This window comes from Williamsia sp. (assembly GCF_036566845.1).
In the GTDB taxonomy this organism is placed as follows: Bacteria; Actinomycetota; Actinomycetes; order Mycobacteriales; family Mycobacteriaceae; genus Williamsia.
In genome coordinates, this window is the sequence record NZ_DATCVM010000167.1 from 1 (window position 1) to 23,298 (window position 23,298).

At 63.5% G+C, this 23,298-nt stretch carries 33 protein-coding genes and 2 pseudogenes; 30 read left to right on the forward strand and 5 right to left on the reverse strand.

Features of this window, described 5'->3' with window-relative positions; genetic code table 11:
* Positions 1–727 (forward strand): annotated as a pseudogene (locus VIQ49_RS16055) (hypothetical protein); the annotation flags it as partial.
* Positions 724–1,287, forward strand: coding sequence for a hypothetical protein (locus VIQ49_RS16060; protein ID WP_331886355.1), 564 nt, complete (start codon positions 724–726; stop codon positions 1,285–1,287). The pseudogene VIQ49_RS16055 and the gene VIQ49_RS16060, both read left to right, overlap by 4 nt.
* Before the next feature lie 263 nt (positions 1,288–1,550).
* Here VIQ49_RS16060 and VIQ49_RS16065 read toward each other — a convergent pair whose 3' ends face one another.
* Positions 1,551–1,763, reverse strand: a complete 213-nt coding sequence (locus tag VIQ49_RS16065; protein ID WP_331886357.1) for a hypothetical protein — start codon at positions 1,761–1,763, stop codon at positions 1,551–1,553.
* A 122-nt stretch (positions 1,764–1,885) separates the two neighbouring features.
* Here VIQ49_RS16065 and VIQ49_RS16070 point away from each other — a divergent pair, with 122 nt between their 5' ends.
* Positions 1,886–2,137: a three-helix bundle dimerization domain-containing protein gene (locus VIQ49_RS16070; protein ID WP_331886359.1), complete on the forward strand. Its 252-nt coding sequence runs from the start codon at positions 1,886–1,888 to the stop codon at positions 2,135–2,137.
* On the opposite strand, the gene VIQ49_RS16075 is transcribed toward VIQ49_RS16070, so the two are convergent.
* Complete coding sequence (locus VIQ49_RS16075) at positions 2,134–2,367, reverse strand: DUF3263 domain-containing protein (RefSeq protein WP_331886361.1); 234 nt, start codon at positions 2,365–2,367, stop codon at positions 2,134–2,136. The two genes, VIQ49_RS16070 and VIQ49_RS16075, sit on opposite strands and share 4 nt — an antisense overlap.
* Positions 2,368–2,496: 129 nt before the next feature.
* On the opposite strand from VIQ49_RS16075, the gene VIQ49_RS16080 reads away from it, so the two are divergent.
* Positions 2,497–2,784 carry a hypothetical protein gene (locus tag VIQ49_RS16080; protein WP_331886363.1) on the forward strand — a complete coding sequence of 96 codons (288 nt, stop codon included), beginning with the start codon at positions 2,497–2,499 and terminating at the stop codon, positions 2,782–2,784.
* Between the two features lie 221 nt (positions 2,785–3,005).
* Here the strand turns inward: VIQ49_RS16080 and VIQ49_RS16085 are convergent, their stop codons facing one another.
* Positions 3,006–3,233 (reverse strand): helix-turn-helix transcriptional regulator, encoded by a 228-nt coding sequence (locus VIQ49_RS16085; protein WP_331886365.1) that lies wholly within the window; start codon positions 3,231–3,233, stop codon positions 3,006–3,008.
* A gap of 89 nt (positions 3,234–3,322) precedes the next feature.
* On the opposite strand from VIQ49_RS16085, the gene VIQ49_RS16090 reads away from it, so the two are divergent.
* From VIQ49_RS16090 to VIQ49_RS16100, 3 genes are all read left to right on the forward strand, one after another.
* Complete coding sequence (locus tag VIQ49_RS16090) at positions 3,323–3,676, forward strand: hypothetical protein (protein ID WP_331886367.1); 354 nt, start codon at positions 3,323–3,325, stop codon at positions 3,674–3,676.
* Entirely contained in the window at positions 3,673–3,945 is a 273-nt protein-coding gene (locus VIQ49_RS16095) for a hypothetical protein (RefSeq protein ID WP_331886369.1), read from the forward strand. Before VIQ49_RS16090 ends, VIQ49_RS16095 begins: the two co-directional genes overlap by 4 nt.
* A gap of 955 nt (positions 3,946–4,900) precedes the next feature.
* Positions 4,901–5,857 (forward strand): DUF4192 domain-containing protein, encoded by a 957-nt coding sequence (locus VIQ49_RS16100; protein ID WP_331886371.1) that lies wholly within the window; start codon positions 4,901–4,903, stop codon positions 5,855–5,857.
* A gap of 87 nt (positions 5,858–5,944) precedes the next feature.
* Here the strand turns inward: VIQ49_RS16100 and VIQ49_RS16105 are convergent, their stop codons facing one another.
* Positions 5,945–6,088: a hypothetical protein gene (locus VIQ49_RS16105; RefSeq protein WP_331886373.1), complete on the reverse strand. Its 144-nt coding sequence runs from the start codon at positions 6,086–6,088 to the stop codon at positions 5,945–5,947.
* Positions 6,089–6,425: 337 nt separating this feature from the next.
* On the opposite strand from VIQ49_RS16105, the gene VIQ49_RS16110 reads away from it, so the two are divergent.
* The 22 genes and pseudogenes from VIQ49_RS16110 to VIQ49_RS16210 all read left to right on the forward strand — a co-directional run.
* Entirely contained in the window at positions 6,426–6,593 is a 168-nt protein-coding gene (locus tag VIQ49_RS16110; RefSeq protein ID WP_331886375.1) for a hypothetical protein, read from the forward strand.
* Positions 6,594–6,605: 12 nt separating this feature from the next.
* A complete protein-coding gene (locus VIQ49_RS16115; RefSeq protein ID WP_331886377.1) occupies positions 6,606–6,971 on the forward strand; it encodes a hypothetical protein in 366 nt (121 codons plus the stop codon).
* Positions 6,972–7,058: 87 nt separating this feature from the next.
* The gene (locus VIQ49_RS16120; protein WP_331886379.1) at positions 7,059–8,651 is read left to right on the forward strand and encodes a ParB/RepB/Spo0J family partition protein; all 1,593 of its coding nucleotides are present in this window, start codon (positions 7,059–7,061) and stop codon (positions 8,649–8,651) included.
* A 469-nt stretch (positions 8,652–9,120) separates the two neighbouring features.
* Complete coding sequence (locus VIQ49_RS16125) at positions 9,121–9,345, forward strand: hypothetical protein (protein ID WP_331886381.1); 225 nt, start codon at positions 9,121–9,123, stop codon at positions 9,343–9,345.
* 399 nt (positions 9,346–9,744) lie between these two features.
* Positions 9,745–10,191 (forward strand): hypothetical protein, encoded by a 447-nt coding sequence (locus tag VIQ49_RS16130; protein WP_331886383.1) that lies wholly within the window; start codon positions 9,745–9,747, stop codon positions 10,189–10,191.
* A gap of 37 nt (positions 10,192–10,228) precedes the next feature.
* Positions 10,229–10,573 carry a hypothetical protein gene (locus VIQ49_RS16135; protein ID WP_331886385.1) on the forward strand — a complete coding sequence of 115 codons (345 nt, stop codon included), beginning with the start codon at positions 10,229–10,231 and terminating at the stop codon, positions 10,571–10,573.
* 81 nt (positions 10,574–10,654) lie between these two features.
* Positions 10,655–10,939 (forward strand): hypothetical protein, encoded by a 285-nt coding sequence (locus tag VIQ49_RS16140; RefSeq protein WP_331886387.1) that lies wholly within the window; start codon positions 10,655–10,657, stop codon positions 10,937–10,939.
* Between the two features lie 284 nt (positions 10,940–11,223).
* Positions 11,224–11,895, forward strand: a complete 672-nt coding sequence (locus tag VIQ49_RS16145) for a hypothetical protein (protein WP_331886389.1) — start codon at positions 11,224–11,226, stop codon at positions 11,893–11,895.
* 130 nt (positions 11,896–12,025) lie between these two features.
* The gene (locus VIQ49_RS16150) at positions 12,026–12,340 is read left to right on the forward strand and encodes a hypothetical protein (protein ID WP_331886391.1); all 315 of its coding nucleotides are present in this window, start codon (positions 12,026–12,028) and stop codon (positions 12,338–12,340) included.
* Between the two features lie 32 nt (positions 12,341–12,372).
* Positions 12,373–12,513, forward strand: a complete 141-nt coding sequence (locus VIQ49_RS16155) for a hypothetical protein (RefSeq protein ID WP_331886393.1) — start codon at positions 12,373–12,375, stop codon at positions 12,511–12,513.
* 347 nt (positions 12,514–12,860) lie between these two features.
* Entirely contained in the window at positions 12,861–13,226 is a 366-nt protein-coding gene (locus tag VIQ49_RS28980) for a TauD/TfdA family dioxygenase (protein ID WP_414731645.1), read from the forward strand.
* A gap of 10 nt (positions 13,227–13,236) precedes the next feature.
* Complete coding sequence (locus tag VIQ49_RS16160) at positions 13,237–14,163, forward strand: hypothetical protein (RefSeq protein ID WP_331886395.1); 927 nt, start codon at positions 13,237–13,239, stop codon at positions 14,161–14,163.
* A gap of 500 nt (positions 14,164–14,663) precedes the next feature.
* Complete coding sequence (locus tag VIQ49_RS16165) at positions 14,664–15,113, forward strand: hypothetical protein (RefSeq protein WP_331886397.1); 450 nt, start codon at positions 14,664–14,666, stop codon at positions 15,111–15,113.
* A 2-nt stretch (positions 15,114–15,115) separates the two neighbouring features.
* Positions 15,116–15,295: a hypothetical protein gene (locus tag VIQ49_RS16170; RefSeq protein WP_331886399.1), complete on the forward strand. Its 180-nt coding sequence runs from the start codon at positions 15,116–15,118 to the stop codon at positions 15,293–15,295.
* A 12-nt stretch (positions 15,296–15,307) separates the two neighbouring features.
* On the forward strand, positions 15,308–15,583 hold the full coding sequence (locus tag VIQ49_RS16175) for a hypothetical protein (RefSeq protein ID WP_331886401.1): 276 nt from the start codon (positions 15,308–15,310) through the stop codon (positions 15,581–15,583).
* An 89-nt stretch (positions 15,584–15,672) separates the two neighbouring features.
* Positions 15,673–16,695 carry a DUF3560 domain-containing protein gene (locus tag VIQ49_RS16180; protein WP_331886403.1) on the forward strand — a complete coding sequence of 341 codons (1,023 nt, stop codon included), beginning with the start codon at positions 15,673–15,675 and terminating at the stop codon, positions 16,693–16,695.
* An 846-nt stretch (positions 16,696–17,541) separates the two neighbouring features.
* Positions 17,542–17,703, forward strand: coding sequence for a hypothetical protein (locus VIQ49_RS16185; RefSeq protein WP_331886405.1), 162 nt, complete (start codon positions 17,542–17,544; stop codon positions 17,701–17,703).
* A gap of 138 nt (positions 17,704–17,841) precedes the next feature.
* A complete protein-coding gene (gene nrdH / locus VIQ49_RS16190) occupies positions 17,842–18,111 on the forward strand; it encodes a glutaredoxin-like protein NrdH (protein ID WP_331886407.1) in 270 nt (89 codons plus the stop codon).
* Between the two features lie 148 nt (positions 18,112–18,259).
* A complete protein-coding gene (locus VIQ49_RS16195) occupies positions 18,260–19,348 on the forward strand; it encodes a tyrosine-type recombinase/integrase (protein ID WP_331886427.1) in 1,089 nt (362 codons plus the stop codon).
* Positions 19,345–19,668 (forward strand): helix-turn-helix transcriptional regulator, encoded by a 324-nt coding sequence (locus VIQ49_RS16200; RefSeq protein ID WP_331886409.1) that lies wholly within the window; start codon positions 19,345–19,347, stop codon positions 19,666–19,668. The genes VIQ49_RS16195 and VIQ49_RS16200 overlap by 4 nt, the downstream gene beginning before the upstream one ends.
* 695 nt (positions 19,669–20,363) lie before the next feature.
* Positions 20,364–21,509: a hypothetical protein gene (locus VIQ49_RS16205; protein WP_331886411.1), complete on the forward strand. Its 1,146-nt coding sequence runs from the start codon at positions 20,364–20,366 to the stop codon at positions 21,507–21,509.
* Between the two features lie 23 nt (positions 21,510–21,532).
* Positions 21,533–21,790 (forward strand): annotated as a pseudogene (locus VIQ49_RS16210) (ArsR/SmtB family transcription factor); the annotation flags it as partial.
* 451 nt (positions 21,791–22,241) lie between these two features.
* Here the strand turns inward: VIQ49_RS16210 and VIQ49_RS16215 are convergent.
* Complete coding sequence (locus VIQ49_RS16215) at positions 22,242–22,484, reverse strand: hypothetical protein (RefSeq protein ID WP_331886413.1); 243 nt, start codon at positions 22,482–22,484, stop codon at positions 22,242–22,244.
* A gap of 85 nt (positions 22,485–22,569) precedes the next feature.
* Between VIQ49_RS16215 and VIQ49_RS16220 the strand changes: the two genes are divergently transcribed.
* The gene (locus VIQ49_RS16220; RefSeq protein WP_331886429.1) at positions 22,570–23,214 is read left to right on the forward strand and encodes a DUF305 domain-containing protein; all 645 of its coding nucleotides are present in this window, start codon (positions 22,570–22,572) and stop codon (positions 23,212–23,214) included.
* Positions 23,215–23,298 lie beyond the last annotated feature (84 nt).

The following is a 23,298-nucleotide window of genomic DNA, read 5'->3' on the forward strand; positions in this document are numbered from 1 at the left end:
CGGCAGCATCACGGAGATCCTCGCCGGCCGCCCCGGCTCCTGGGAAGCAGCCACGATCGAACAAGCCCTGGTGGCCACCGTGGGCAACGATCCGGCCGAGCTGCTGCGGCGCAGGACCGACCCGGTCCAGATCGTCTTACACGCTGAAAACGTGCTCAACGAACTCGACACCCCGGACCACCTCCACTCACGTAGCGGCGTCTACGACGACCAGTACCACACCGCCTACGCCGAGCTCGACGCGCGCAGAGAGCTGGTTGATGACCCGGACAGAATCACCGACCCTGACGAACTCGCAGCACTCCCGCACTACGACGTCACCGACCCAGAACAGCGCGCGGCGCTCGACGCTGCCGTCGCCGAAGCCGCGAACACGCCGCTGACGCCGCAACAACAAGCGACCCACGACGCCTACGACACCCTCGACAACCTGGCAGACCGCCTCGAGGAACAAAGAACCCGCGAACTCACCGACTACGCCGACGCACTGCGGGCAGCAATCATCGAGTCTCTGAACGGGCTCAACCTGCCGGTCCCCGTTAACGTCGAGATCATCCCCGACTACGACCCCGACCACCAAGCCACCGTGCCCGTCCACGGTGGCCTCATCGCCCCACTGAGTCCCATCGACGACGCCATCGCCGACGCGATCATGCTGGTGCCCACTCCAGACACACTGCCCGGCACACCGTTGCAGCGCCTCGACCCGACAGGTGGCCAGCAATGACCGCCACCGCCGACTTTGACCCCGAGTTCGCCGAACTCATCGACACCATCGGACCACGACGAGCCCAAGCCCTGGCTGACGCCGGCGACGCGGTGGCCGCCGACATCCGTGCCGACGCCGACATGCTCGACACCGCACCAGTGGACGGCCAACAACTCAGGGTGCTCCACACACTTCCACCAACCACGTTCGGCCAGAGCCGATTCTGGCGCTACCAACTCGCCGAATGTGCCACACGCCTGGCAGAAGACGCCAGACGGTGGGGTGCACCGGTCCCCCGCTGCACCGGCGAAGAAATGGTGCTGCACCTGATCCTGCACCGCGCCGCGGCCGCCGACACCGGCCTACCCCTCCCAGACGCGTTGGAATGGCCAGACGACCCCGACGACCCCGACACCTGGGGCGACCTCACCGAATACCTCTTCCAAGACGAAGACGTACTCACCCTCTACGACATGCCAGCCGAGGCCATCGCCGACATCGTCGGCGGAGTCAACCTGACACCCACCGAATGGTTCACCGAGTTCACCACACCATTCCCAGTCCCCGGCCGACCCTAACTCCCTAGTCCGGCAGCAAGTCCGGCGCCCGTAACGAGCGCGAATAGCTCCTCGGGAGTCGGCAGAGCGTGAAACCCCCGAGTCCCCCCCCTAGAGCGTCGTCGGGCGTTCCACGCGACCATTTCTGAGCGAGCACCCCCGACGCGCGACGCTGAAGCTGGCGAAACTTCCCCGTCAGCATGCCTCATCGACCGCAGCACTGGGAATCACGCAAACGCACTATCCGCCCACGACGCTGACGGCAGCCACCTGCAGCCCACCTTTTACGATGTGACGAACGCGCCGGGGAAACTGTTGCGCAACGCTTTCAGCTGACGGTGCACATCGTCGAGTTCGTACTGTTTGGCGGCGATCAACCTGGCAGTCTGACCGGCCTGGCTAACCTCGGCCTCAAGTTTGTCGGCCCAGCGCTCGAGTTCTGCTGCGAAGTAGCGCGCCTGCTCGACGTCCGCTCCCAGCCTGTCTTGGGGTGCCATGGTTCACTCATCGTAAGGTCCCCGACACCTACCTGGCGAACGATTGAACGACGGGCAAACGAACAGCCAACAGAGAATGAACAGATGTTCGGCACTTCGTCTACGGTCGTAACGTTGGACGCATGACTAGTTCTGCCGACAAGCACAAAAAAGAAGAGCGGCAACACATAGATCTCATCGCCGACAAGCTGATCAAGCAACACCCCAGTCTTCCCGCTGAGACAGTCAACCAGACTGTCGACGACGCCTACCAGCGTTTCAACGACCAACCGATTCGCGATTTCGTGCCCCTGCTGGTCGAGCGCAAGGCCCACGAAATGCTCGGCGACCAGACCACCACCGCAACCCCAGAATCACTCGACGACATCAACTAGCTCGCGAGCCACAACCGGCGCCGAATCACCGCCCGCATCACCTCAACATCGCCCGGAGCGACCTGATCCAGCGCGTACTCCCTGCCCATCAAGGTCTCCATCGCGCCGAAGAACGTTCGATCCGTCATACCGAAACGAGTGAAAATCTCATCCGATGGTCCACCGCCGAATCGAAACCAGCGTTCCTCGAACTCGAGCATCTCTTGGTCGATCGCGTTGTCCTCGCCCATGGCTGTCCCCCTTTTCGCCGACACTGTTGTGCTCCGTTGTACCGCCGCCGCATGAACTCCCAGCAACCGCCGAATGATCAACCGGCCCGTCCGCACCATCCAACCCGCCGCCGTCGGATACTAGATGACGTGAACGCCTTCAGCGAGCGGATCGAACGGGCTCTGCGCCACGTCGAGGATCGGCTCAACGCCGCCGATCCCGGGACGCAGACCGCACCTGGTGGTCAGCCAGATCCTCACGCGCCGCCTGATGACCGCGAAACCATGCAACTCAACGCCGACTTCATCGACCTGGAGGCAATCAAGGCGAACGTCGAGCCGCCCAACGGTGCCATCCCCAACACCGCACTGAGACAATTCCTCTGGGACATCGAGACGCGGTACGGCATTCAACCACCGGGCAACACCCGCCCATAACGCTGACTATCCCAGGACCGCCCACCACCATCCGCGAGCAAAGCCCGCAGCGTCGAAACTGCCGCCCGCGCCATAGCCCGCCTCATTAGTCACCCTGGCTCGCGCCTCAACCCCAAACTCCTGCACCTCCTAGCGACAGCCAAGGTCTGTTGAATGACCTGCATCCACCCGGGCGACCTGGATGCAGCGCTGCTCATAGCGTCGGCCCCCGACGGGCAGCCCTAGTCCGGCAGGAATTGCGAAGCGGCCACTCCAAAATGGTCCGCGAGACCGTACAACGTCCCCACCGTGATGTTCTCCCGACCAGCCTCGATATGAACAACATGAGTACGGTGAATCCCCACCGCAGAAGCAACCTCAGCCTGCGTCTCCCCCGCCGCCACACGCGCCGCCCTCACCCGCTTACCCAGCTCCACAAGCCGCTCATTCACATGTTGACTATAAACCACACTGATATGTAGACTTTGGTCTACACGTTAAATGTCGGACCCATCACCCATGATGGACAGAACGCATATCCGAAGATCTGAGGGGGATCATGGAAACCGCAGTACCTGGAGGTCAAGCCGTCACAACCGGCATCTTCTACGCATCACTCGCGATAGCACTGCTTCTAGGACTATTCGGCCTGTTCGCCGCACAGTCCACACGCGACTACTACAAGCGACGGACGCTCCTGGTATCCGCGGCCGGCAGTTCACTGCTCTTCTTAGGATCTGCATTCCTCTACCGGTTTGCAACAGAAACCACCGAACCCCTCAACATGGGGGCCTGGCTCCTGACCTGGGCAGTAATCACCACCATGCTCATCGCAATCGCGGCATGGGCAATCGCGACGTTCAGCCCCTCCAGCTCCAATAACCGACCAGCCAGCGACAGGAAGCTCCGATGACTGAGTCCTGGGACCGGAAAGTCCCCTACACCAACAGCAAACACAGTCCATACGGAAACCACTACGGGAACTACTCCACACCACGCAGGATGCAAACATTGCTCACAAGCGAACTCCGCGGAATGGGCATAGAACTCAGCGACAACGACCTCGAAGCCGTCGACTGGTTCGCCCAGACGATGTCACCCACAGCCATCAACCAGATCGTTTCATGGCTAGGCCGCGTCACACAGGTCCGAGAACCCCTCCCCGACGTCGACCCCGGCTGACCCCGGTGCCAACGTCCAGGAAGTAAGACAGAAACCCAACCACCCACAGGGACGGACTGACTGATGGCCACCAACAACGCAGCAACAGACCACTATGCAGAACTCACCAACAACCCGTGGATCCTCGTCCTGTGGGCTACAACTGTGCTCGCGATCTTCGCAACCTAACTCGTCCAAGGCGCAGCCGGTCGACGCCAAAGTGACTGGTGGAACAAGGTCCGGTCCGGACAACAACCTGATCGCAGCAACGAATACCACAGCGCCAGCCAAACACTGCGACGCGCAACTCTCCCCGCAGCCGCAGCGGTAATCACCAGCCTCATCTCTATCACCCTCAGCGACAACTACTTCCAGATCGCCATCTCCTGCGCCCTCTCTCTCCTGGCCTCCTACAGCGCCTACTACATCCGCAGCCACCAACAGCGCATCTCCACCGCAGCCCGCGTCAACGGAGACCAGCGACCAACACCAGCCCCGTAGCCCCGTAACCCCGTAACTACAGAGCTACCGCGACACCAAGCCCTCCCGCACCCGCGCAGCTCCCGCACAATCGCCTTTACCCGGACCAACGTCTGGGACCAACACACTCAAGGCCGGCCCCGCACGAGGGGCCGGCCTTCTTTGATGTCCGCTGCGCGTCCATCCTTGACCGCTGCGCGGTCACCTACTCGGAGCGCCTGCGGCGCACTGTGACCCGGCCCTGGCGGGCCGGGAATCTCTGTTTTGTCCCTTCTGGCCTTCCGAGTGTGACCGGCGTCGACCTCCCGGGCGATACCCGGCTCCGCTGCGCTCCGGCTCACGGGCACGAAAACTTTTTCAACCCGTGCTCCGCAGAAAAACTTTTCGTCCGGGTCCCACCCTCCCGGCCTCCTAACCGGTCCACATCGTGCATGCCAGAAGGGCAAAAAAGTTGGCGGACACCAGGTCTGCCGCAACGAGGGCCGGGAGGGTCACCATGGACAACAACACTTCGATCGAGATCAGCACCCCCACCGGATTGATCGCAGCACTGCCCGGACTGATCGGGTTCGTCCCCGAAGACTCGGAAATATTCGTCGTGTTGAAGGGCGAGGAGATCGTGTTCTCGGCCCGTCACGACTTCACGACCGCGCCCGACGTCGCCGCGCATATCGCCGCCGTCGCCCGAAGCTACGACGCCACCGGGGTCCTTCTGATCGCCGTCACCGACGATCTGGCAGAGGCAACACACTGGCTTGATGAAGCTGGTCAGACCGCGAAACACAACGGGCTGCGCGTATTGCGCACGCTTCACACCCCCAGCTGCGAGGTCGGCGCCCAGTGGACCGACGTCGAGAGCGGACAGACCGGGTTGACCGAAGACTTTCGGGAATCGGCAGTGACAGCGGCACGGGCAGTCACGGGCCGCGCGGTCAGCACACGCCGTGACCAGATACAGGCCATGTTCGCACTCGCCGAGCCGGTCGACCTCGACACCGCCCACACCGGCAGCCCAACCCGCTTTCTCGATATCGCCCGCCAGGTGTACACCCTGATCACCAGCAACACCGCACCATCAGCCGACCTCGCCGCCCAGGTCGGACGCGCCATCATCGACTACACCGGTATACGAGACGCACTGATCGTGGTCGGCTCCAATGCACCGCTGCCCGCCGCCCAATTGTTCGCCACGATCGCCGCCGGACTACGCGGCACGGTCCGCGCCGAAGTGCTGACCCTGGTTGCGGTATTCAGCGTCCTGGGTGGTAGCGGCGCACAAGCAAACGTGGCTATCGACCAGGCCCAGGCCTGCGCCACCAACACCCCGGCCCTGCTTGATCTGATCGAGCAGGCCATCGCCGCCGGAATGAGCCCAGAGCTATTGCGGCAGGCGATCATCGACCCGCTCCACAAGCACACCTACGACATTCTGGGAGGTGACTACATGATCTAGACCCCCGCAGTGCCCTTCACCAGGTCAGGCCCGCCGACAACACTCAGGCGGGCCTGACCTGCCTGCGGCCACCGTGACCGAAGGCGACTACAGCAGCCGACCAAGCTCAGGATCGGCCATCACCAGATCCGGCGACCGCAGCCGCCGGCCGTAGACCAATACCTCTAGATCGTCGGCCTGCGGCCGCGGACCCACAAGAAGCGACAAAGCCTGTTCCACGCGACTTTCCATGTCGACCAGCGTAACCGCCGGCCACACCACAATGCTCGCTGCGCGAACACCTCAACGGAAACGCCTGCGGCGCTGCAGTAGACCGGCCTTCGGCCGGCAAAACCACCCTTTGCCCTTCTGGCCTTCCGATTGTGACCGGCGTCGACCTGCGCGCAAGACACGGCTCCGCTGCGCTGCGGCCCTGCGGGCTCGGAAACTTTTTCACCCCGCACTCGCTGCGCTCGCGTGAAAAACTTCTCCGCCCGAATCTTGCGCTCCGGTCTCCTAAGCCGGTCTTTATCTCCATTGCCAGAAGGGCAAAAAAGTTGGCGGACACGACAACCCAGGAGGGCACGCCATGTTTTTCGATCCGTTCGTTGCGATGGAGCACATCTACGACAACGACCTCAAGATGACCGGCGATCCGGCTTTTGCCGACATCGACGACGACACCAAGCTCGCCCTGTTTGACCTCGTCGTATTCAGCCCCGAGGCCCAGAAGGCAGCCGAGGTCACCACCCACTGAAAGGAACCCGTCATGAGCACCAACGACATGTACGCCCACGAAGATGCCCTGATCGAGGCAGGCCCGAACCTGGCAGCAGTGCACCTGATCGCCAACCTGCGTGGTGTCAGCTTTCAGCAGGCCATGATCGACCAGGTCCGCGAATGGGCTACCGCACTCGATGAGTCGATCGGCCGACACTCAAAGGAAGCCGCGAACTGCATCGGCCGCGCCGAGCACTCGGCCACCAGCCCGCAGCAGCGCCGCGCCTGGCACTTCGAGGCCGCAGACCACCTGGCCAAGATCGAGCACCTCAGCGAACGGCGCATCGTGGCCGTGACCATGCTCGCCGGAGTCCAGGACAACCCCATCGACACCCGCCCCCACGCCACCAGCTAGCCAAACCGCTACTGGCCCAAAAGAAAAGCAGCCGGGCCGACTGTTACTCGGCCCGGTTGCTTCTCACCCACCATAGGAGAAAACACCATGACAAACAACACCACTACCGCACCCGCCGCCACCGCCGAGCTGGTGTTCGCGGACCCGGCCACCCTGGTCATCGATGACAACGTGCGCACCGACACCGCCATCGACGCCGCCTTCGTCGCATCGATCGCCACCGGCGTACGCCAGCCGGTCTACGCCATCCGCGACAGCGAAGGCGTGGTGAAAGTTCGCGACGGACAGCGCCGGACCCTCGCCGCCCGCGAAGCCGGACTGGCCACCATCCCGGTCTACATCGTCGACGCCGACACCGTCGAGGCCGACGACACCGAACGGACCCGCCGCCGGATCATCGACCAGGTCATCACCAACGGGGACCGCAAAGGACTCAAAGGCTCCGAAGAAGCCACCGCCGTCGAGCAACTGAAATTGACCGGCCTGTCGGCCACCAGAATCGCGAAAGAGCTGCACACCAGCAAAAGGAAGGTAGACGCTGCCCTGGCCACAGCCACCTCGCAGACAGCGAAAGACGCTGTCGACACCGCGAACCTGACGCTGGAACAGGGCATGATCCTGGCAGGCTACGACGACGACCCCGACGCGGTGGACGAACTTTTGGAAGCAGCCGCCGAGGGCCGGTTCGAGCACAAAGCAGCTGAGCTGGCCGAGACCGCCGCCGCCCGCGCCGCGATCCGCACCCAGCGCGACGAGCTGAGCGTCCAGGGCTACGCCAGCACCACCACCCGGCCATCGATGGATCAGGCCCGAGTCCTGACCTACTACGTCACCGCCGACGGGACCAGTCCCGAGCCGACCGCCTGCACACAGGCTCACCTGCTGGCCTACGTGCGAGCCGAATGGACCGCCACCTGCATCACCGCTGACGGGACCACCGTCGACTACGACGACATCGATTGGGCCGTAGACCAGGACGATCCCGAATCGCAGGCCGAAGAAGGCTGGATCGACCCGCGCACGATCACTAAAACCGACACCGCGACCGCAACAGTGACCTGGTACCACACCGACCCCGACGCCGATGAGCTGCAACCGGAATGGCAATGGCGGAACAACAACCCGCGCCGAACCAAGCCCAAGCCCGATAGTGATCAGCCGCTCAGCGACGAGGACCAGGCCCGCAAGGACGCTGAAAGCGCCGCCCGCAAACAGGTCATCGCGCTGAACAAACTGGCCGTGGCCGCCCAATCAGTGCGCCGCGACGCACTGCGCAGCGCACTGGCCCGCAAGACCCTGCCGAAGGGCACAAGCGCAGCAGTGGCCAGCTTTCAGGCGGTCACGATGTGGCGCAACGCCGATCTGTACAACTTGACCCGGCAGAACGCTGACGCCAAGAAGATCGCGAAAGACCTGCTCGGCGGCATCGATCCGATGGAAGCCCTCGACACCGCTACCGGCGAACGCGCCCAGGTGATCGCCTTGGCGATCACCCTGGCCGCACACGAAGCGAACATGCCCAAAGAGTCCTGGCAGGGCGGACACGAATACTTCCGCAGCATCGGAGAAGGCCGAACCCGGTACCTGCGCTTTCTGAGCAAGGTCTACGGCTACCAACTCGCTGACATCGAGCAAGTCGTCACCGGCGACCTCACCGCCGACGCCATCGCCCTGACCTAAACACCATGGTGAGCGGGGCACAGACTCCACGTGCCCCGCTCACCATGCGCACTGTCCGAGCGCCCTGCTACGGTCAAAACCGAACCTGGCCAACAGGATCTCCCCCGATCCCCCTACTCCCCCGAGTCGTTGGCCAGGTTCTCACATATCCCCGCGCGCACGGATCTGACCTACCCCCCGAACTGTCTTCGAGCCTTCGGCCCGAGCTTCGCCCCGGTGGTCACCACAGGGGGCGCGCGCCTTCGCAGTGTCGATGGTCGGGGGCCCGACCTGTCAACCCACGCCCCTTACCCTGCCGCCCGTTCTCCGCTGCGCTGCGCCCGTGCGCTCCAACAACTTTCACCACCGCACTCGCTGCGCTCGCGGTGAAAGTCGCTTCCGGCGGCCGGGACTCTTCGGGGTTGACAGGCCACCCTCGCCCATCGGTGACTGCCAGGCGTCAGCGCCACCCCGATCGAAAGGCGAACCAATGTCCACTCCGACCGTCGCACACATCCTCGAACAAGCCCGGCAGAACATCCACCAGGCCGTCGCCGCCGAGAACGGCTCCGAGCACCAACGCTCCGCCGCCCACCACGCCCAGAGCCTGGCCAACACAATCCTCCTCGAGGACAACGCCACCACCGCGCAGCGCGAACGGGCCCGCTACTACCTCGAGGAAGCCATCGGCATCCAAACCCTGACCACCCGATAACCCGGGGCCGGCCGCCGGCACAAGGGTCCACCTCCACACCGGAGGTGGACCCTTCTCTCGTTGTCACACGCCCACCGACGACCTTTGCCCGCTGCGCGGACACCTCAGCGGAGCGCCTGCGGCGCACGGTGACCCGGCCCTGGCGGGCCGGGATCTCACGTTTGCCCTTCTGGCCTTCCGATCATGACCGGTTCGTCCGACGCTGCGAACAGCTCGACGTGACCGGCCCGCTGGGCTCGGAAACTTTTCACACCCACACTCCGCTGCGCTCCGCGTGAAAACTTTCCGCTCGAGCTGCCACTCCGCTCTGTCCTCGGCCGGTCAGTTCTCTCTATGCCAGAAGGGCAAAAAGATTGGCGGACACCAGGTCTGCCGCAACCGAGGCCGGGAGGGTCACCCATGAACATCACCGACATCGCCAACCGCATCAACCCCCGCCGCGCACAACTGGCCATCGCCCACACCCTTGCCATACTTGGCAGCGCGCCGAGCTGGCACGGCGACCAGATCTCCGCGATCGACGACCGCGTCCGCCCGGCCTGGACCGGCACCGATCTCCCCGGCTACAGCGATGAAAGCGACGAAGCGATCGAGTTCTGGGAACAGATCGCCACCACCGCCGCCGACACCCAGGTCGCTGACCCGCTTACCCGATGGGCCGAGGTGTTCGGAGACCGGGAGCTGGCCGACGAAATTGCCGTCAAGTTGACCTGCGGCGAAGCCGAAATCACCGCCGCAGCACTGCTCGCCGCCGGTAACCCCGACGCCGCCCGCAGCTTCCTGGCCGCCCACACCGCCCGAGACACCGAAGACGGCGAAACCCACAGCACCGAACTCGATCTCTAACCACCATCGCCCGATTCCGACACCGAAAGGCCACACCATGACCGTCCGCGAGCTCGAACTGTTCCCCCGGTGCGTACTTCCCGGCTGCGCGCACCCGACAGCCGAACAAGGCCACCCCTGCCCCGACTGCGCCCGCGCCTTCACCGGATACCTACAAACCGCCGACGTCGCGCCCCTCACCCAAGCCGAGCAAGACGACCGGGACGAGCAGACCCGCGCCGCGCAGCGCGCCCATCAGAGCGTGGCGGCGGCGGCCGCGGCCGCCGACCTCACCGGTGAGCTGCTGACTCGCCACAACCAACGCTGCTGGCTCTGCGAACAGCGCCGAACCTGCACCCGCATCAGCGGGCACTGGGAATGCCGGCAGTGCCAAGCCATCTGAACCGATCCCGTTCACATCACCGCATCAACACGCCGCCGACGCACAGCCAATCACTCACCACATCCTGACCAGGAGACATCCGTGGACTACGCCCAAGCCCCTGCCATCGCAACACTGTCCCTGCCCGACATCCACGCCAAAGTGATCGCTGACGGGAACGCATACGTTCTCTGGTGGACAGACCACGTGGCCAATCAATGGCACGAACCCCACCAGGTCCTCGGCACCGCACTGGCCCGCCTGGCCGTGCTGCAACACTGCACTGCCACCGGCGAAGGATTCGCCGACACCGCAACGGACTTCGAGCCCAGCGCCACCAGATTCCTCGAATCACACACGACCATGCCCGCTGCGCGGGACACCTAAGCGGAGCGCCTGCGGCGCACGGTGACCCGGCCCTGGCGGGCCGGGATCTCTCGTTTGCCCTTCTGGCCTTCCGATTGTGACCGGTTCGTCCTGCGCTCTGGACAGCTGACCTGCGGCCCCTGCGGGTCGGAAACTTTTCCACCCGCACTCGCTGCGCTCGCTGAAAAACTCTCCGATCAGCTGCCGCGCCGCTCCGTCCTCTGCCGGTCTTTATCTCCATTGCCAGAAGGGCAAAAAAGTTGGCGGACACCAAGTCTGCCGCAACCGAGGCCGGGAGGGTCACCATGGGAAAACCGCAAGCACGCGAACTGTCAGCCGCCGAACGTCAGATCACCGGCAGCCGCCCCGAACACGTCCGCACCCCGCTACCGCTGGCAACCAACGGTGTGGTGACCAACGTCCACATCACCGCGTGCGGAGAACAAGAAGGCCGCATCAAAGCCCTCGCCGAAGGCACCCGCCTGGCCATGCTGCAAGTTGACCTGCAAACGGTCACCATGCAATTCATCAGCTGCCAACAGGTCCAGCACGTACTCGGACTGTTCGCACTGGCCCGCCAGGCAAAAATGGGCATGGCCACCGTGCACCGGCTACCCGGCATCATGCCCCGCGTACAAACGAGCACCGACGTACAAACCACCATGTCGTGGACCCGCACCCCGATGGGAACCGCGCACCGCGAAAACTTCGCCCACCCCGTCACCAAAAAGATCTACCCCTACGTCCAGCTCAACATCGCCCCGCTGACGTTCTCCCTGATGGACACCACCGCCATCGAAACCATGATCGACACCCTGCGCAAAGCCCACAAAATGGCCACCGTCCTGTTCGACGACGGCCACGAGTTCTCCCGCAACAGCGCCGCCCCGAGCTGGCGACCACTCGCCGAGAACAGCTACCGCATCACCGGAACCGGCTGGATCCAGCGCGGCCCAACCCCAGCAAACGACCGCTAAACCGGTCATCCCCAGGCCCGCCAACCATCCACAGAACGGGCCTGGGGTCCCGGGAAATGCCGCCCGGCCCGAGGGGCCGGGCGGCATCCTTGTCACTACCGAACCACCCACCACCCGACAAGGACCCACCATGATCCCCTGGACCGTCACCGCCCACACCAACACCCACCCCGACAACGGCATCCTCCTGGCCGGCGCCACCGACAACTACACCGCCGCACACCACGCCGCCGGCGAGGCCGCACTCGCTGCGCTCGACGACCTCGCCGGCCACGAACCCACCGCCATCCCCTTCATCTGCATCAGCATCGACGACAACCCCTTGCTCCTGGCCGCCGCAGCAGCAGACAGCAACAACACCGTCGACTTCGCCGGCTTCGCCGCCGTCATCGCCCACGTCCGCGACACCGGAACACCCTACGAACCAGCACAAACCAGCTGGTAACAACCACCTAGCCGATTTGAGACACTAGCTCCATGGCATACCCACCAGACCCTGACGAAGGCCAACCCGGACTCGTACAACTCCCCGACGGCCGCTACGCCTACCGCTACCCCGACAGCGACGACGTCATCATCCTCAAACGAGGACCCCAACCAAATGCCCCCGACATCTGACAACCCCGACCGGGACAACACCCTCCCAGACATCGCACAACAAGCAATCCGCGCCGTACTCGACCTCGTGCGATGGGACCAAGAACAAACTGACGAACGGCGCACATGACACCATGAATGTCACTCAGCACCACACACTTCTCAGTGGTCGTGGCTGGACCTGGACCGACGAAGAACACGTCTACAGCGCACTGGCTTCCAACCTAGGAGCCGCCGAGGTCCGCCGTCAGATCCTTCGCCCAATGACGACCGAAAATGCTCGTAACGGCACACACTCTGCCTCAGCCGGACTCGGCCCGTTTCCATGGCACACCGATGGCGCAATCGCGCTAACTCCGCCGCAGTGGATGGTCCTGAAGTGCATAGAAGCAACCCAACGGACTTCCACTCAGATCTGCCTCCCGAGTGCCGACCTCCGGCGAGAGCTCCACCGCCTGACGCTCCTCATCCGCCAAGAGACCGGCCGAAAGGCGTACCTTCCGGCCATCATCAGCGAAGGCCGGAACCAATGGCGGCTCCGATGGGACCCACGCGCAACGATTCATGGACCCGACGAAGCCCGATCAGCAGTAGAAAGCGCTCAACCGACCGATGAGGTTGTCTGGCAACCGGGACGGACGCTCATCCTGAATAATCACCGTGTCATGCACCGGCGGCCAGCAGTATCCTCAGCCGCCGGGCGTGTTCTGGTTCGAACGTTCATAACAAAGTGAGGCGCTGCACGTGTGGGACTACGAAGGATTCCTAGGCAAGGCCGAAATCTACTTCAGACGGGCAGCGGAGCACGGTCACTCCGATGATGACGAGTTCGCGATCTGGCACCTACTCGGGTTCGAGTTCCTCTTGCGTGCGCCGTTGGCGAAGGTTCATCCGAGCCTTCTGGCAGACAACGCCTCCGACAGCTTGCTCGCCGCAAACGGAATAGCGACCGATAAACAAGCAAAAAGCGCTATGAGCACAGTAGTCATCGAGCGTCTGAAGAAGATCGTGCCAGAATTCGCTGGAGACCCGGAGCGCGATTCGGGAGTCCTCATGGGCCTGAGAAACGCAGAACTGCATACGTCCGATGCCACCGTGAGTGACGTCCCAAACGCCCTGTGGCTTCCCAAGCTAGTACGTATCGCCAAAGTTCTCTGCAAACACCTGGAAATCGATGTACATGACCTCCTCGACAACAATGTCGTCAAACTCGGAGAGAATCTCCTCGACGAAGCCGACAAGAAGATCGAGCAGGAAGTCCGAACGAAAATCAACGCCGCACACAAGCTGCTTAAGCAACTGAGCCAAACTGAGATCGACGCACGTGTCACTACCGCCAAGCCGACCGGGATTGCCCGACTCGGGTTAACGCAGACGGCGACGATTGTGAAGTGCCCGGTATGCCAGAACAGCGTGTATGCGCCAAAGACCTACGTCCGAAGCACCCCCGAACGTCTCGAGGACGACGAAGCAGTCCACGACAACATCTTCCTAATTAACGAACTCAAATGTCAGGTCTGCGGTCTCGATCTGCCCAACGCCGCCGAACTCGTCGCAGCCGGTCTACGTCAGCAAGTGATCGAGACAGACTCCGAATCACTAGAGGATCGATACGGGACCGAGCCTGAGCTGCATCCTGAGTACGACGGGCCCGAATACATGGATGAGTAGACCGCACTGACTTTACGTCCGCCCCAAAAGCACGCGCACACAATATAAAACCAGTACTACCGCGACACCAAGCCCTCCCGAGCCTGCGTCGCTCCCGCACAATCACCCCGGCAGCCACGTGCGTCTGGGACCAAGATTCTTCGAGGCCGGCCACCACACCAGGTGGCCGGCTTTTTCATTGCTCGCACCGCGAGCAACCATGTCGAACCGCCTCCGGCGCTACCCCTGACCCGACCTTCGGCCGGGATCTGATGTGTTTTCCCTTCTGGCCTTCCGATTTTGACCGGCGTCGTCCTGCGCGCAAGGCCCCGCCTCCGCTGCGCTCCGGCCCTGAAGGGTGCACAAACTTTTCACACCCACACTCCGCTGCGCTCCGCATGAAAACTTTGTGCCCGCGGTCTTGCACTCCGTCCTCCTATGCCGGTCTTTATCTCCTATGCCAGAAGGGCAAAAAAGTTGGCGGACACCAGGTCTGCCGCAGTAGGCCGGGAGGGTCACCAATGAACAAAAAAGCCGTAGCCACCGAAGCTAAAGGGCTGATCCTGTCGGTCTACCGCAACGCCGAGTACACCACCGATTTCACACTCGGAGGACTCACCGGGCGCCACAACCGGGTGACCCTGGTCGGGTTCCAAACCGAAGCAGACGAGGACGAAGACCGCGCGTTCCACCCGCTGCTACAGCAGATGCACGTGACCCGCCTGCCCCAGGGATGCGAGGTGTTCGCGCCCACCGAGCAGGCCCCGGCGGTGATCCTGCGTTACAGCGCCACTCTCGACATCCGCAAGCCCCGCCAAATGCACCTGGCGCCCGTCGAGGCCGGACCCCGACGCGGCATGGCCAGCGGTAACTACGCCGGAACCACCGACAGCCGTCTACCCGAATTGATGGAGCGCCTGACCGGATACCGGCACACCATCCTCTCCGTGCACGACCGATTCGAGGGATAGCCATGAGCGGAATCTACAGCGGCACACCACAAGAACAGGATGCGCAGTACGCGCGCCTACACCTGGCAGCCCTCGATGCAGGTATCGCCGTACTGGCCGGCTGGACCTACGCCGACGGCGGCCGGCGACTGACACGCAGCGAGTACGCCGACGCTCTCACCGCCGCACTGACCACCAACTAGAAAGGCCGGACCGTGAACGCATGGATCGCCACCAAAGACCCCGCCGCAGTCGCCGAGATCGCCGACCGCATTGCCGCGAGCGAGCCCGCACGCATCGACAACGCCGCAGGTGACCGCAACTTTGCGGTGTGGATGTTCGGAGTCGACCGGAAACTACGCGCCACCACCGGTTTTGGCCACTCCGATCTACCGGACTGGTCATGGCGAGATGCCTACGACGGCGACCTCACCCCCGACGATGCCGCCGCCGACGCCCGCCAGTACTGGACCGAATACGGCGACCTCTAACCCGGCCGCACCCAGGGGCGGCCACCACCACCGGGACCCGGCCGCCCCCTAACCCACCACCCCGTAGGCACGACAGAAAGAACCACATCATGACCATCACCATTACTCACACAGCAGCCGAAGGCACCCTGGTCGAGGGCACCAGCAAAGGCGACGGCACGAACACCATTCTCCGAGCCCACGGATTCCGCTGGTTCCGAACCCTCGGAACGTGGGGTATCGCAGGCAGCCGCGACCGCCAACCCAACGAATACAAAATCAGCCGCGCCGCCGCAGCGCTGCGCGAGGCCGGCCACACCGTCGACGTCGAGATCGACCGCACCCACCGGCCCGCCGACCAGACCGAAGCCGACAAGGTCGCCCGTCAACAGGACCGCGCCGACGCCCTGGCCGACAAAGCCGACCGCAAACACGATGCCGCCGAGCAGGCATGGAACCGCGAAAAGACAGCGCACAACGCACTGCCCGAAGGCGGCGAACCCATCCACGTCGGCCACCACTCAGAAGCCCGGCACCGCAATGCCATCGACAAAGCATGGAACGCACTCGGTAACGCAGTCGCCGCCGAGAAGGAAGCAACGCGCGCCGACGATCGGGCCGACGCTGCCGCCGCGACCACCGGCCACCGCTACAGCCCGCAAACCGTCGCCAACCGCATCGAACGGTTCGAAGCCGAACAACGCGCTGATCAACGCACACTCGACGGACATAGCCGCACCCTGTTCACCGACGCGACAGGCTTCAAACACGTGGAAACCACCACAGCGGCCACCGGCGACTACCGCGAACGAGTCATAGCCCGCATGGCCCAACGCGCCGACGACATCACCTATTGGAAAACCGTTCGGGCCGAGCAGATCGAACGCGGCCAGATCAACGACTACAGCCGCGACACCATCAGCAAAGGCGACTACGTCAAGGTCGCCAGCCTTGGATGGCTCACAGTGACCAGGGTCAACGCCAAGAGCGTCACTGTCACCTACCCGGCCCCCTACGGCGGCCGAATGCTCACAGACACCGTGAAATACCCGCACCTACGCGGCCACACCACCGCAGAAAGAGCCGCCGAGATCCTCGCCCAGCACCAGGCCGACACAGCCGAGGCCGGCTAAACCCACACCCCGCCTAGCGGGCACCCGGACCCTCCCCCGGTGTGCCCGCTACGCGGCCACCCGGCCCGGCCCCTGGGGGCCGGCCCGAGATGTCGACCGTTCCGGCCGAGCTTCGCACCTGTGGTCACCAGGGGCGCGCGTCTTCTCATTCTCTCAGGGCGGGGGCCCGACCGGTCAACCCACACACCGGCGCTGTCGCCCGTTCTTCGCTGCGCTACGCCCGTGCGCTCCAACCACTTTCACCACCCTCACTCGCTGCGCTCGCGGCGAAAGTGGCTTCCGGCCGCCGGCGCTCTACGGGGTGGACCGCCCACCCTCACCCTGAGCGACTGTGAAGCCACAGCACCACCCCAACAACGGAAGGAACCACCATGAGCATCGACTTCGACAACATCGTCTACACCGACAACGGCGACGGAACGTTCTCCTACGACGGAGGTTGGCACCTCCCGGACGGAACACCGTCAGATCCGTTCGGAGAAAACGAGTAACAACCACCGGCCCCACCCGCAAGGGTGGGGCCACCGCCATGCGCTGTCGAACCATCCCAGATCGCTACGCGACCAACACCGAAGCGCCTGCGGCGCACTGCACTAGCTGCTGGAGAGACTTCATTCCCTGATAGGCCGATTCTTTCTACAGCCGAACCTGCGGACCTAGAGACCCACCGAAATAAGTGCCACGCGCTACCCGTCGCTGCCGCTCCGGACCGCTTCTTTCGCGGCACTTTTTTCGCCTCCCCTACTAGGTCCTCCGGCCCGGCTGCGAATGCGGCCAGTTATCAGGAAATGAGAAAGATCCGGTCGTTCGAACCGCGATCCGAACCCCACGACACCAGGAGGCGCCATGCCGGCCACCACGGCAACCGACATCCGCTACGCCCGAGGCCTGGGCGCCTGGCAGCCCACCTATGCACAGTCCCAAGAACTGCCGCCGTTGCACGTCACCGACGAGCAAATGGTCGCCCTCCGAGCCGCCCTCCGAGCTGCAAATACGGCCACAAAATGACATCCGAATCACCTATTGAAAGGGCCGATAGAAATACGATCTGCTTCGCGAAAACTGTTGCACCACAACATAAGTAGCCGTACAATGGATGTATTGACACCGACACCAGTCGCACGAAACCAACAAAGGACCAGACCCATGACTGACACGACAATCACCGTCTACACCAAGCCGGCGTGTGTGCAGTGCAATGCCACCTACAAGGCTCTCGAGAAGAACGGCCTGGACTACCGGATCGTCGACATCACCGCCGACGCCGGAGCCCGCGACTACGTGATGAGCCTGGGATACCTGCAAGCACCGGTGGTCGTCGCCGGCGAGCGTCACTGGTCGGGATTTCGTCCGGATCACATCAAAGCCCTTGCCCAACAGGCTTTATTGTCATCGGATGCATCATTGGTCGGGTGACCGGATTGTCGCTCTGTCAGGCGCTATCGTCGCCGCAGCTAGATGTTGCACACAAATACGCTGGTAATGCCGTCTGACTTGCGTGCATCAATGATGCATCTGATACAACATTGGTGTGACGGGTGAAGAAGTAGCCGGTGTCCGAAAGATGCTGGCATCAAATGTCGTAGAGCTTGATCCTGAACAGTCGATGTTCGAGGCAATGATGCAGGGTTGGGCTCAGCAGCAACGGGCACGATTCTTGCGCGAGACGACAATCAAGCCGCGGGTCAGATTGGTCCAGCGGTTTGCCGAGTTCACCGGGTTGTATCCGTGGCAGTGGACCCCGGAAGAGGGCGAAGCCTGGGTCAGTGACCTGCGCTCGGGATCTACTCCACTGCGGTTCTCCACAGTGCGCGGCTACCAGGTCGAGATCGGGCTGTTCTGCTCCTATCTACTGGACCCCCGGTACGGATGGATCTCTGAGTGCACCAGCCGCTTTGGCCGGGCGCCGCTACAGGTATTCCATGAAGACAACTCCATCATTCATGTCGGCGAGTACGAAGGTGACGAGGGCCGGCGACCGTTGACGTACGACGAGACCCAGGCACTGTTCGACGCTGCGGACGGCCGGGTCTCCCAGATCCGGGCCCGCCGACGTAAGGGTGCGCTACCGGCACTGCGGGACGCGGTCGCGCTCAAGTACTGCTACGCCTACGGGATGCGGCGCAAAGAGGTGTCGCGGTCTGATGTTGTCGATCTGCGCCGAAACTCCAAGTTCCCCGCGTTCGGGCGCTTCGGTGCGGTGACCGTGCGGTCCGGCAAAGCCTCCCGTGGTGGGCCGCCGAAACGGCGGACTGTGCTCACGGTCCCGGAAATGAGCTGGATCGTCGAGATCCTCGATCACTACCTCACCGAGATCCGAAGCGAGTTCGACCACAACAAGCACCCGGCCCTGTTTCTGACCGAGCGCGGCAGCCGCCTGGGCGTACGTGCCATCAATGCCGCATTCGCTACTGCCCGCGACGCCGCCGGCCTCGATCCCACACTGGACCTGCATTCGCTACGCCACTCCTACGTCACCCACCTCGTCGAGTTCGACTACCCCGAACGGTTCATCCAAGAGCAGGTAGGGCACGCATTCTCCTCGACCACCGCGGTGTACGTCGGAGTCAGCAACGAATACCGCAACGGACTGCTGACGCAATCGATTCACGCCCGCTACGGCCACCACTTCGACGACAGGACCACGCCATGAAACAGATCGACTACCTCTGGCACCTGCGCGCAAAAATGGCCGAGCAGGGCATGTTTTCGACGACCGACCTGCAACCACACCTGGCCGACCGCGGCATCACCTTGTCACGCGAGCAGGTGTACAGGCTTGTGACCGGGCAGCCGCAACGACTGAGCATGCACACTCTGGTTGCACTGTGCGACATCCTCGAGTGCACTCCCAACGATCTGATCGAACCTCGCATCGTCGACGCTGCAGTGAAGAAGACCGCTCGTGATGGCGGCGCTACGCCAATCACGGCGCGGCGTACCACGATCCGGCGACCCCACACCGAATCATGAGCGTCGCCGTACCACCGAAACACCCATGCTCTGACTGCGGGCAGATTGCCGCCCGGGCCAAACGGACACCCGAAGGCGGACTGTGCCGCCACTGCTACAACGCCCGACGCCATGAGACGTGCAGTAGCTGCGGCAAAAACAAGCCGCCATCCACGCGGAACACTTCGGGAGAGCCCTTGTGTGTGCATTGCGCGCGGCCCAAACGGCGTTGTACGAGATGCGGCCGCACCGACCACATCAAGGCCACCAGTGAGGCAGGTGAGCTGTGCCAACGCTGCTACACCGCCCCCTCACGCTGGTGCGGACAGTGCGGCACCACCGCACCGATCGCGATCCGAGCCCGCGCCGGCACGGTCGATCTGTGCCACCGCTGCGCAAGCACGCCAGAAAAGGTGTGCGGCCTGTGCGGGCAGTCGCGCCCGGTCCACACTCATTGGCCGTTGGGGCCGGTGTGTCGGCGGTGCTACCGCGCGACCCTGAACCACCCAGCGCGGTGCGCGGGATGCGGCATCGAACGCGTCCTCGTCGCGAAAGACACTGCTGGACTACAGATCTGCGGACCGTGCGCCGGCTCCGAGGTCGTCTACGCGTGTACCTCTTGCGGGGACGCGGGCCCGCACCACTTCGCCGGAACCTGCCACCGATGTTCGATCATCCGGCTCACGCGTGAGCTGCTGAGCGGGCCGCACGGTTCCGTGCCTCCTGGTCTCGAGCAGCTTCCTGACCATCTGGCGAAACGCGGGCAACCCCGCTCAACGCTGCGGTGGCTGAGCAAACCCACCACCTCGATACTGCTCACCAGTCTGGCAGCCATCGACGAACCACTGAGCCACGGCGCTGTGGATCAGTGCCCATCCTCGTGGGGGCGGCACCACCTGCGTGAGTTGCTCATCGACGCCCAACTCCTGCCCCCGCGCGATGAACCAATCGAACGGCTCGGGACCTGGATCACCGAAACCGCCTCTGCCCTGCCGGCCCATCAGAGTGCCCTGATCGGGCCGTATGGGCACTGGGTGATCGTGCGCCGTGCTCGTCGCAGGTCCCGCCGGCGACGCTTCACCCATGCCGCCGCCGATGCAGCGCGCAATAAGATCCGTACTGCCATCGCTCTGCTTGAACACCTCGACGAGAACGGCTGCGCTGTCAAGAATCTCACCCAGACACTGCTCGACGCCTGGACCGACGGCCAACGCCAGCGCACCAACCACATTGCCGGCTTCATCGGCTGGCTCACCCAACGCGGACTGGCCCACAACCTATCGATCACCCGCTACACCTACCCGCCACCGTCGCAGACCGGCGACGAACACGACCACCACCGAGCGATCGCAGCACTGCTCGCAAGTGACGCCCCAGCCGATCTGCCCACCCGCATTGCCGGGTTGCTAGTCCTGCTCTACGGCGCGCGATTGTCTCAGATTCAGAACCTGACCACATCGTCGCTGACGCGCCGAAAGACCCGCCGCTACATCACCCTGGCGCGCCATCCCGTCGAACTTCCCGATCGCCTTGCCGACCTCATCGACGCACTCGCGCAGCAAGCAACCAACAATCCGAACGCTTACACCAGAGACGGCCGTGGGCACTATCTGCTGCCTGGCAGCCGGGCACACCATCCACTGCACCCGACCACCCTGAGTCGAAAGCTCACCGCCGCCGGGGTTCCCACCAGAATCAGCCGCAACCATGCCCTGCTTGCGCTGAGTACCGACCTGCCCGCCGCCATCATCTCAACCCAACTCGGCCTGAGCGCGACGACCACCACCAGCTGGTCCAGGCTCGCACAGCGAGACCACACCGCCTACCTCCATAGCCACGACACACATCATCAGGAACCGTAGGAGTCGTCGACCGAGCGACGACCCCACCGGGGCTGCAGATCTTGTGGATCCTTACCCACGACGAGGCCGATGTGACTGCTCTCATTACGCAAACTGGGAGTTCTCGGACCGCGGTGAGTCAGCACCTGGCCAAGCTGCGGTTCACCGGTCTGGTCAGTACCCGCAAGGAGGGCCGTCGGGTGATCTACCGGATCGTCGACGGGCACCTTCCGCGCTTGATCCTCGAGGACGTCAACCACGCTGATCAGGTGGTCGTCAGCGGCGAACCTCCCCACGCTTAAACCCAGGCCCTGCGTAACTGCGCAGACGCCGGTGGGTTACCGAACACTGGGTGCGTCAGTAGGCTTGAGTCAAGCCAGCTGCCACGGAACTGAGATTGACTGCATTGCGGGGCCATACCTCCCCGGGGTATGCTGGCGCTTTGTTGCGGGTGGAGGGAGGCGCCATGGTCATGGTTGTGCGTCTCGGCAGCGGTGTTTCGTTGGACAGCATTCGTGCGCGAGGGCTCCGTGGGCAGCGGTTGGCCTCGGTACTGATGGTGTGCGCTGCGTTGGCGGTCTTCGCGAGTGTGTTGTTGATGCATTCGGTGCCGATGACGCATCCACCTGGCGGCCATGGTGCGAGCGGAGTTCCCATCGGTGCGCCGTCGCACCTCGCGCCCTCTTCTGAACATGCCGGTAGCGGCGGAAGTGATGTAGCCACAACGATTCCGGCCGTGGTTGCGGGATCGCTTCACATGGCCGTGGAGAACTGCACCACCGATTGTTCGGCGCATGCGGGGATGGCGATGTGCATGGCGGTGATCACGATCGCGGCCGCATTGATTGTGTTGCGGCGGTTGGTGCGTGATAGACCCGGCGCGAATGCAATGCATAGCTTGGTGCCGTGGATAGGCAGACATGCCTCGCGTGCACCGCCGTGGGCGGGCCCGTCTCTGGAGAAATTATCTGTGTTGCGGATCTGACAGGTGAGCACCCTTGAGGTGCTGCGCCTGATGTGGCGTGCCGTTTCGGCCTGCCTTGATCCATTTAACACTCACCTTTTTCTTCAGGAGACAATCATGTTTTTGACCCGCTGCACCAACCTCAAAATCGCTGCATCCGGTATTGGTGTCGCTGCTGTCCTCGTCCTCGCTGGCTGCAGCGATGACGGCGGCGACCACGATATGGACTCAATGGGCGCCAGCTCGATGTCGCCGACCACTTCAGCCCCCTCAGCTTCCGCCGAAGCGACCGCACAATTCAACGACGCTGATGTGATGTTCGCGCAGATGATGTATCCCCACCATGCCCAAGCCGTGGAGATGGCCCAGCTCGTCGATGGGCGCACCACCAATCCGCGGATCATCGAGCTGGCCGCAGCAATCGAGTCCGCCCAGGGCCCGGAGATGACACAGCTGCAGCAATGGCTACAGCAGTGGGGCCAACCCGCTCCGAGCACCGACATGGGAGGGATGGACCACGGGGGCGACGGTATGAGCGGAATGATGACCGAGCAGGACATGACCGATCTGGCCGCCATGAGCGGTACCGAGTTTGATCAGGCGTGGCTGACGATGATGATCGAACACCACACCGGTGCGATCGAGATGGCGAACACCGAGATCGCAGATGGATCCAACGAGCAGGCCAAGCAGATGGCCAGCACCATCGTGCAAAGCCAGCAAACCGAAATCGACACCATGAAAGCGCTGCAAACGCCGTAGTCCTGAGGCACCGGCCCCGGTCTGGCACCGCGCGACCTGCGCGGTCCAGGCCGGGCGGGCCTGCATTCATCGTTACCCTTTTCA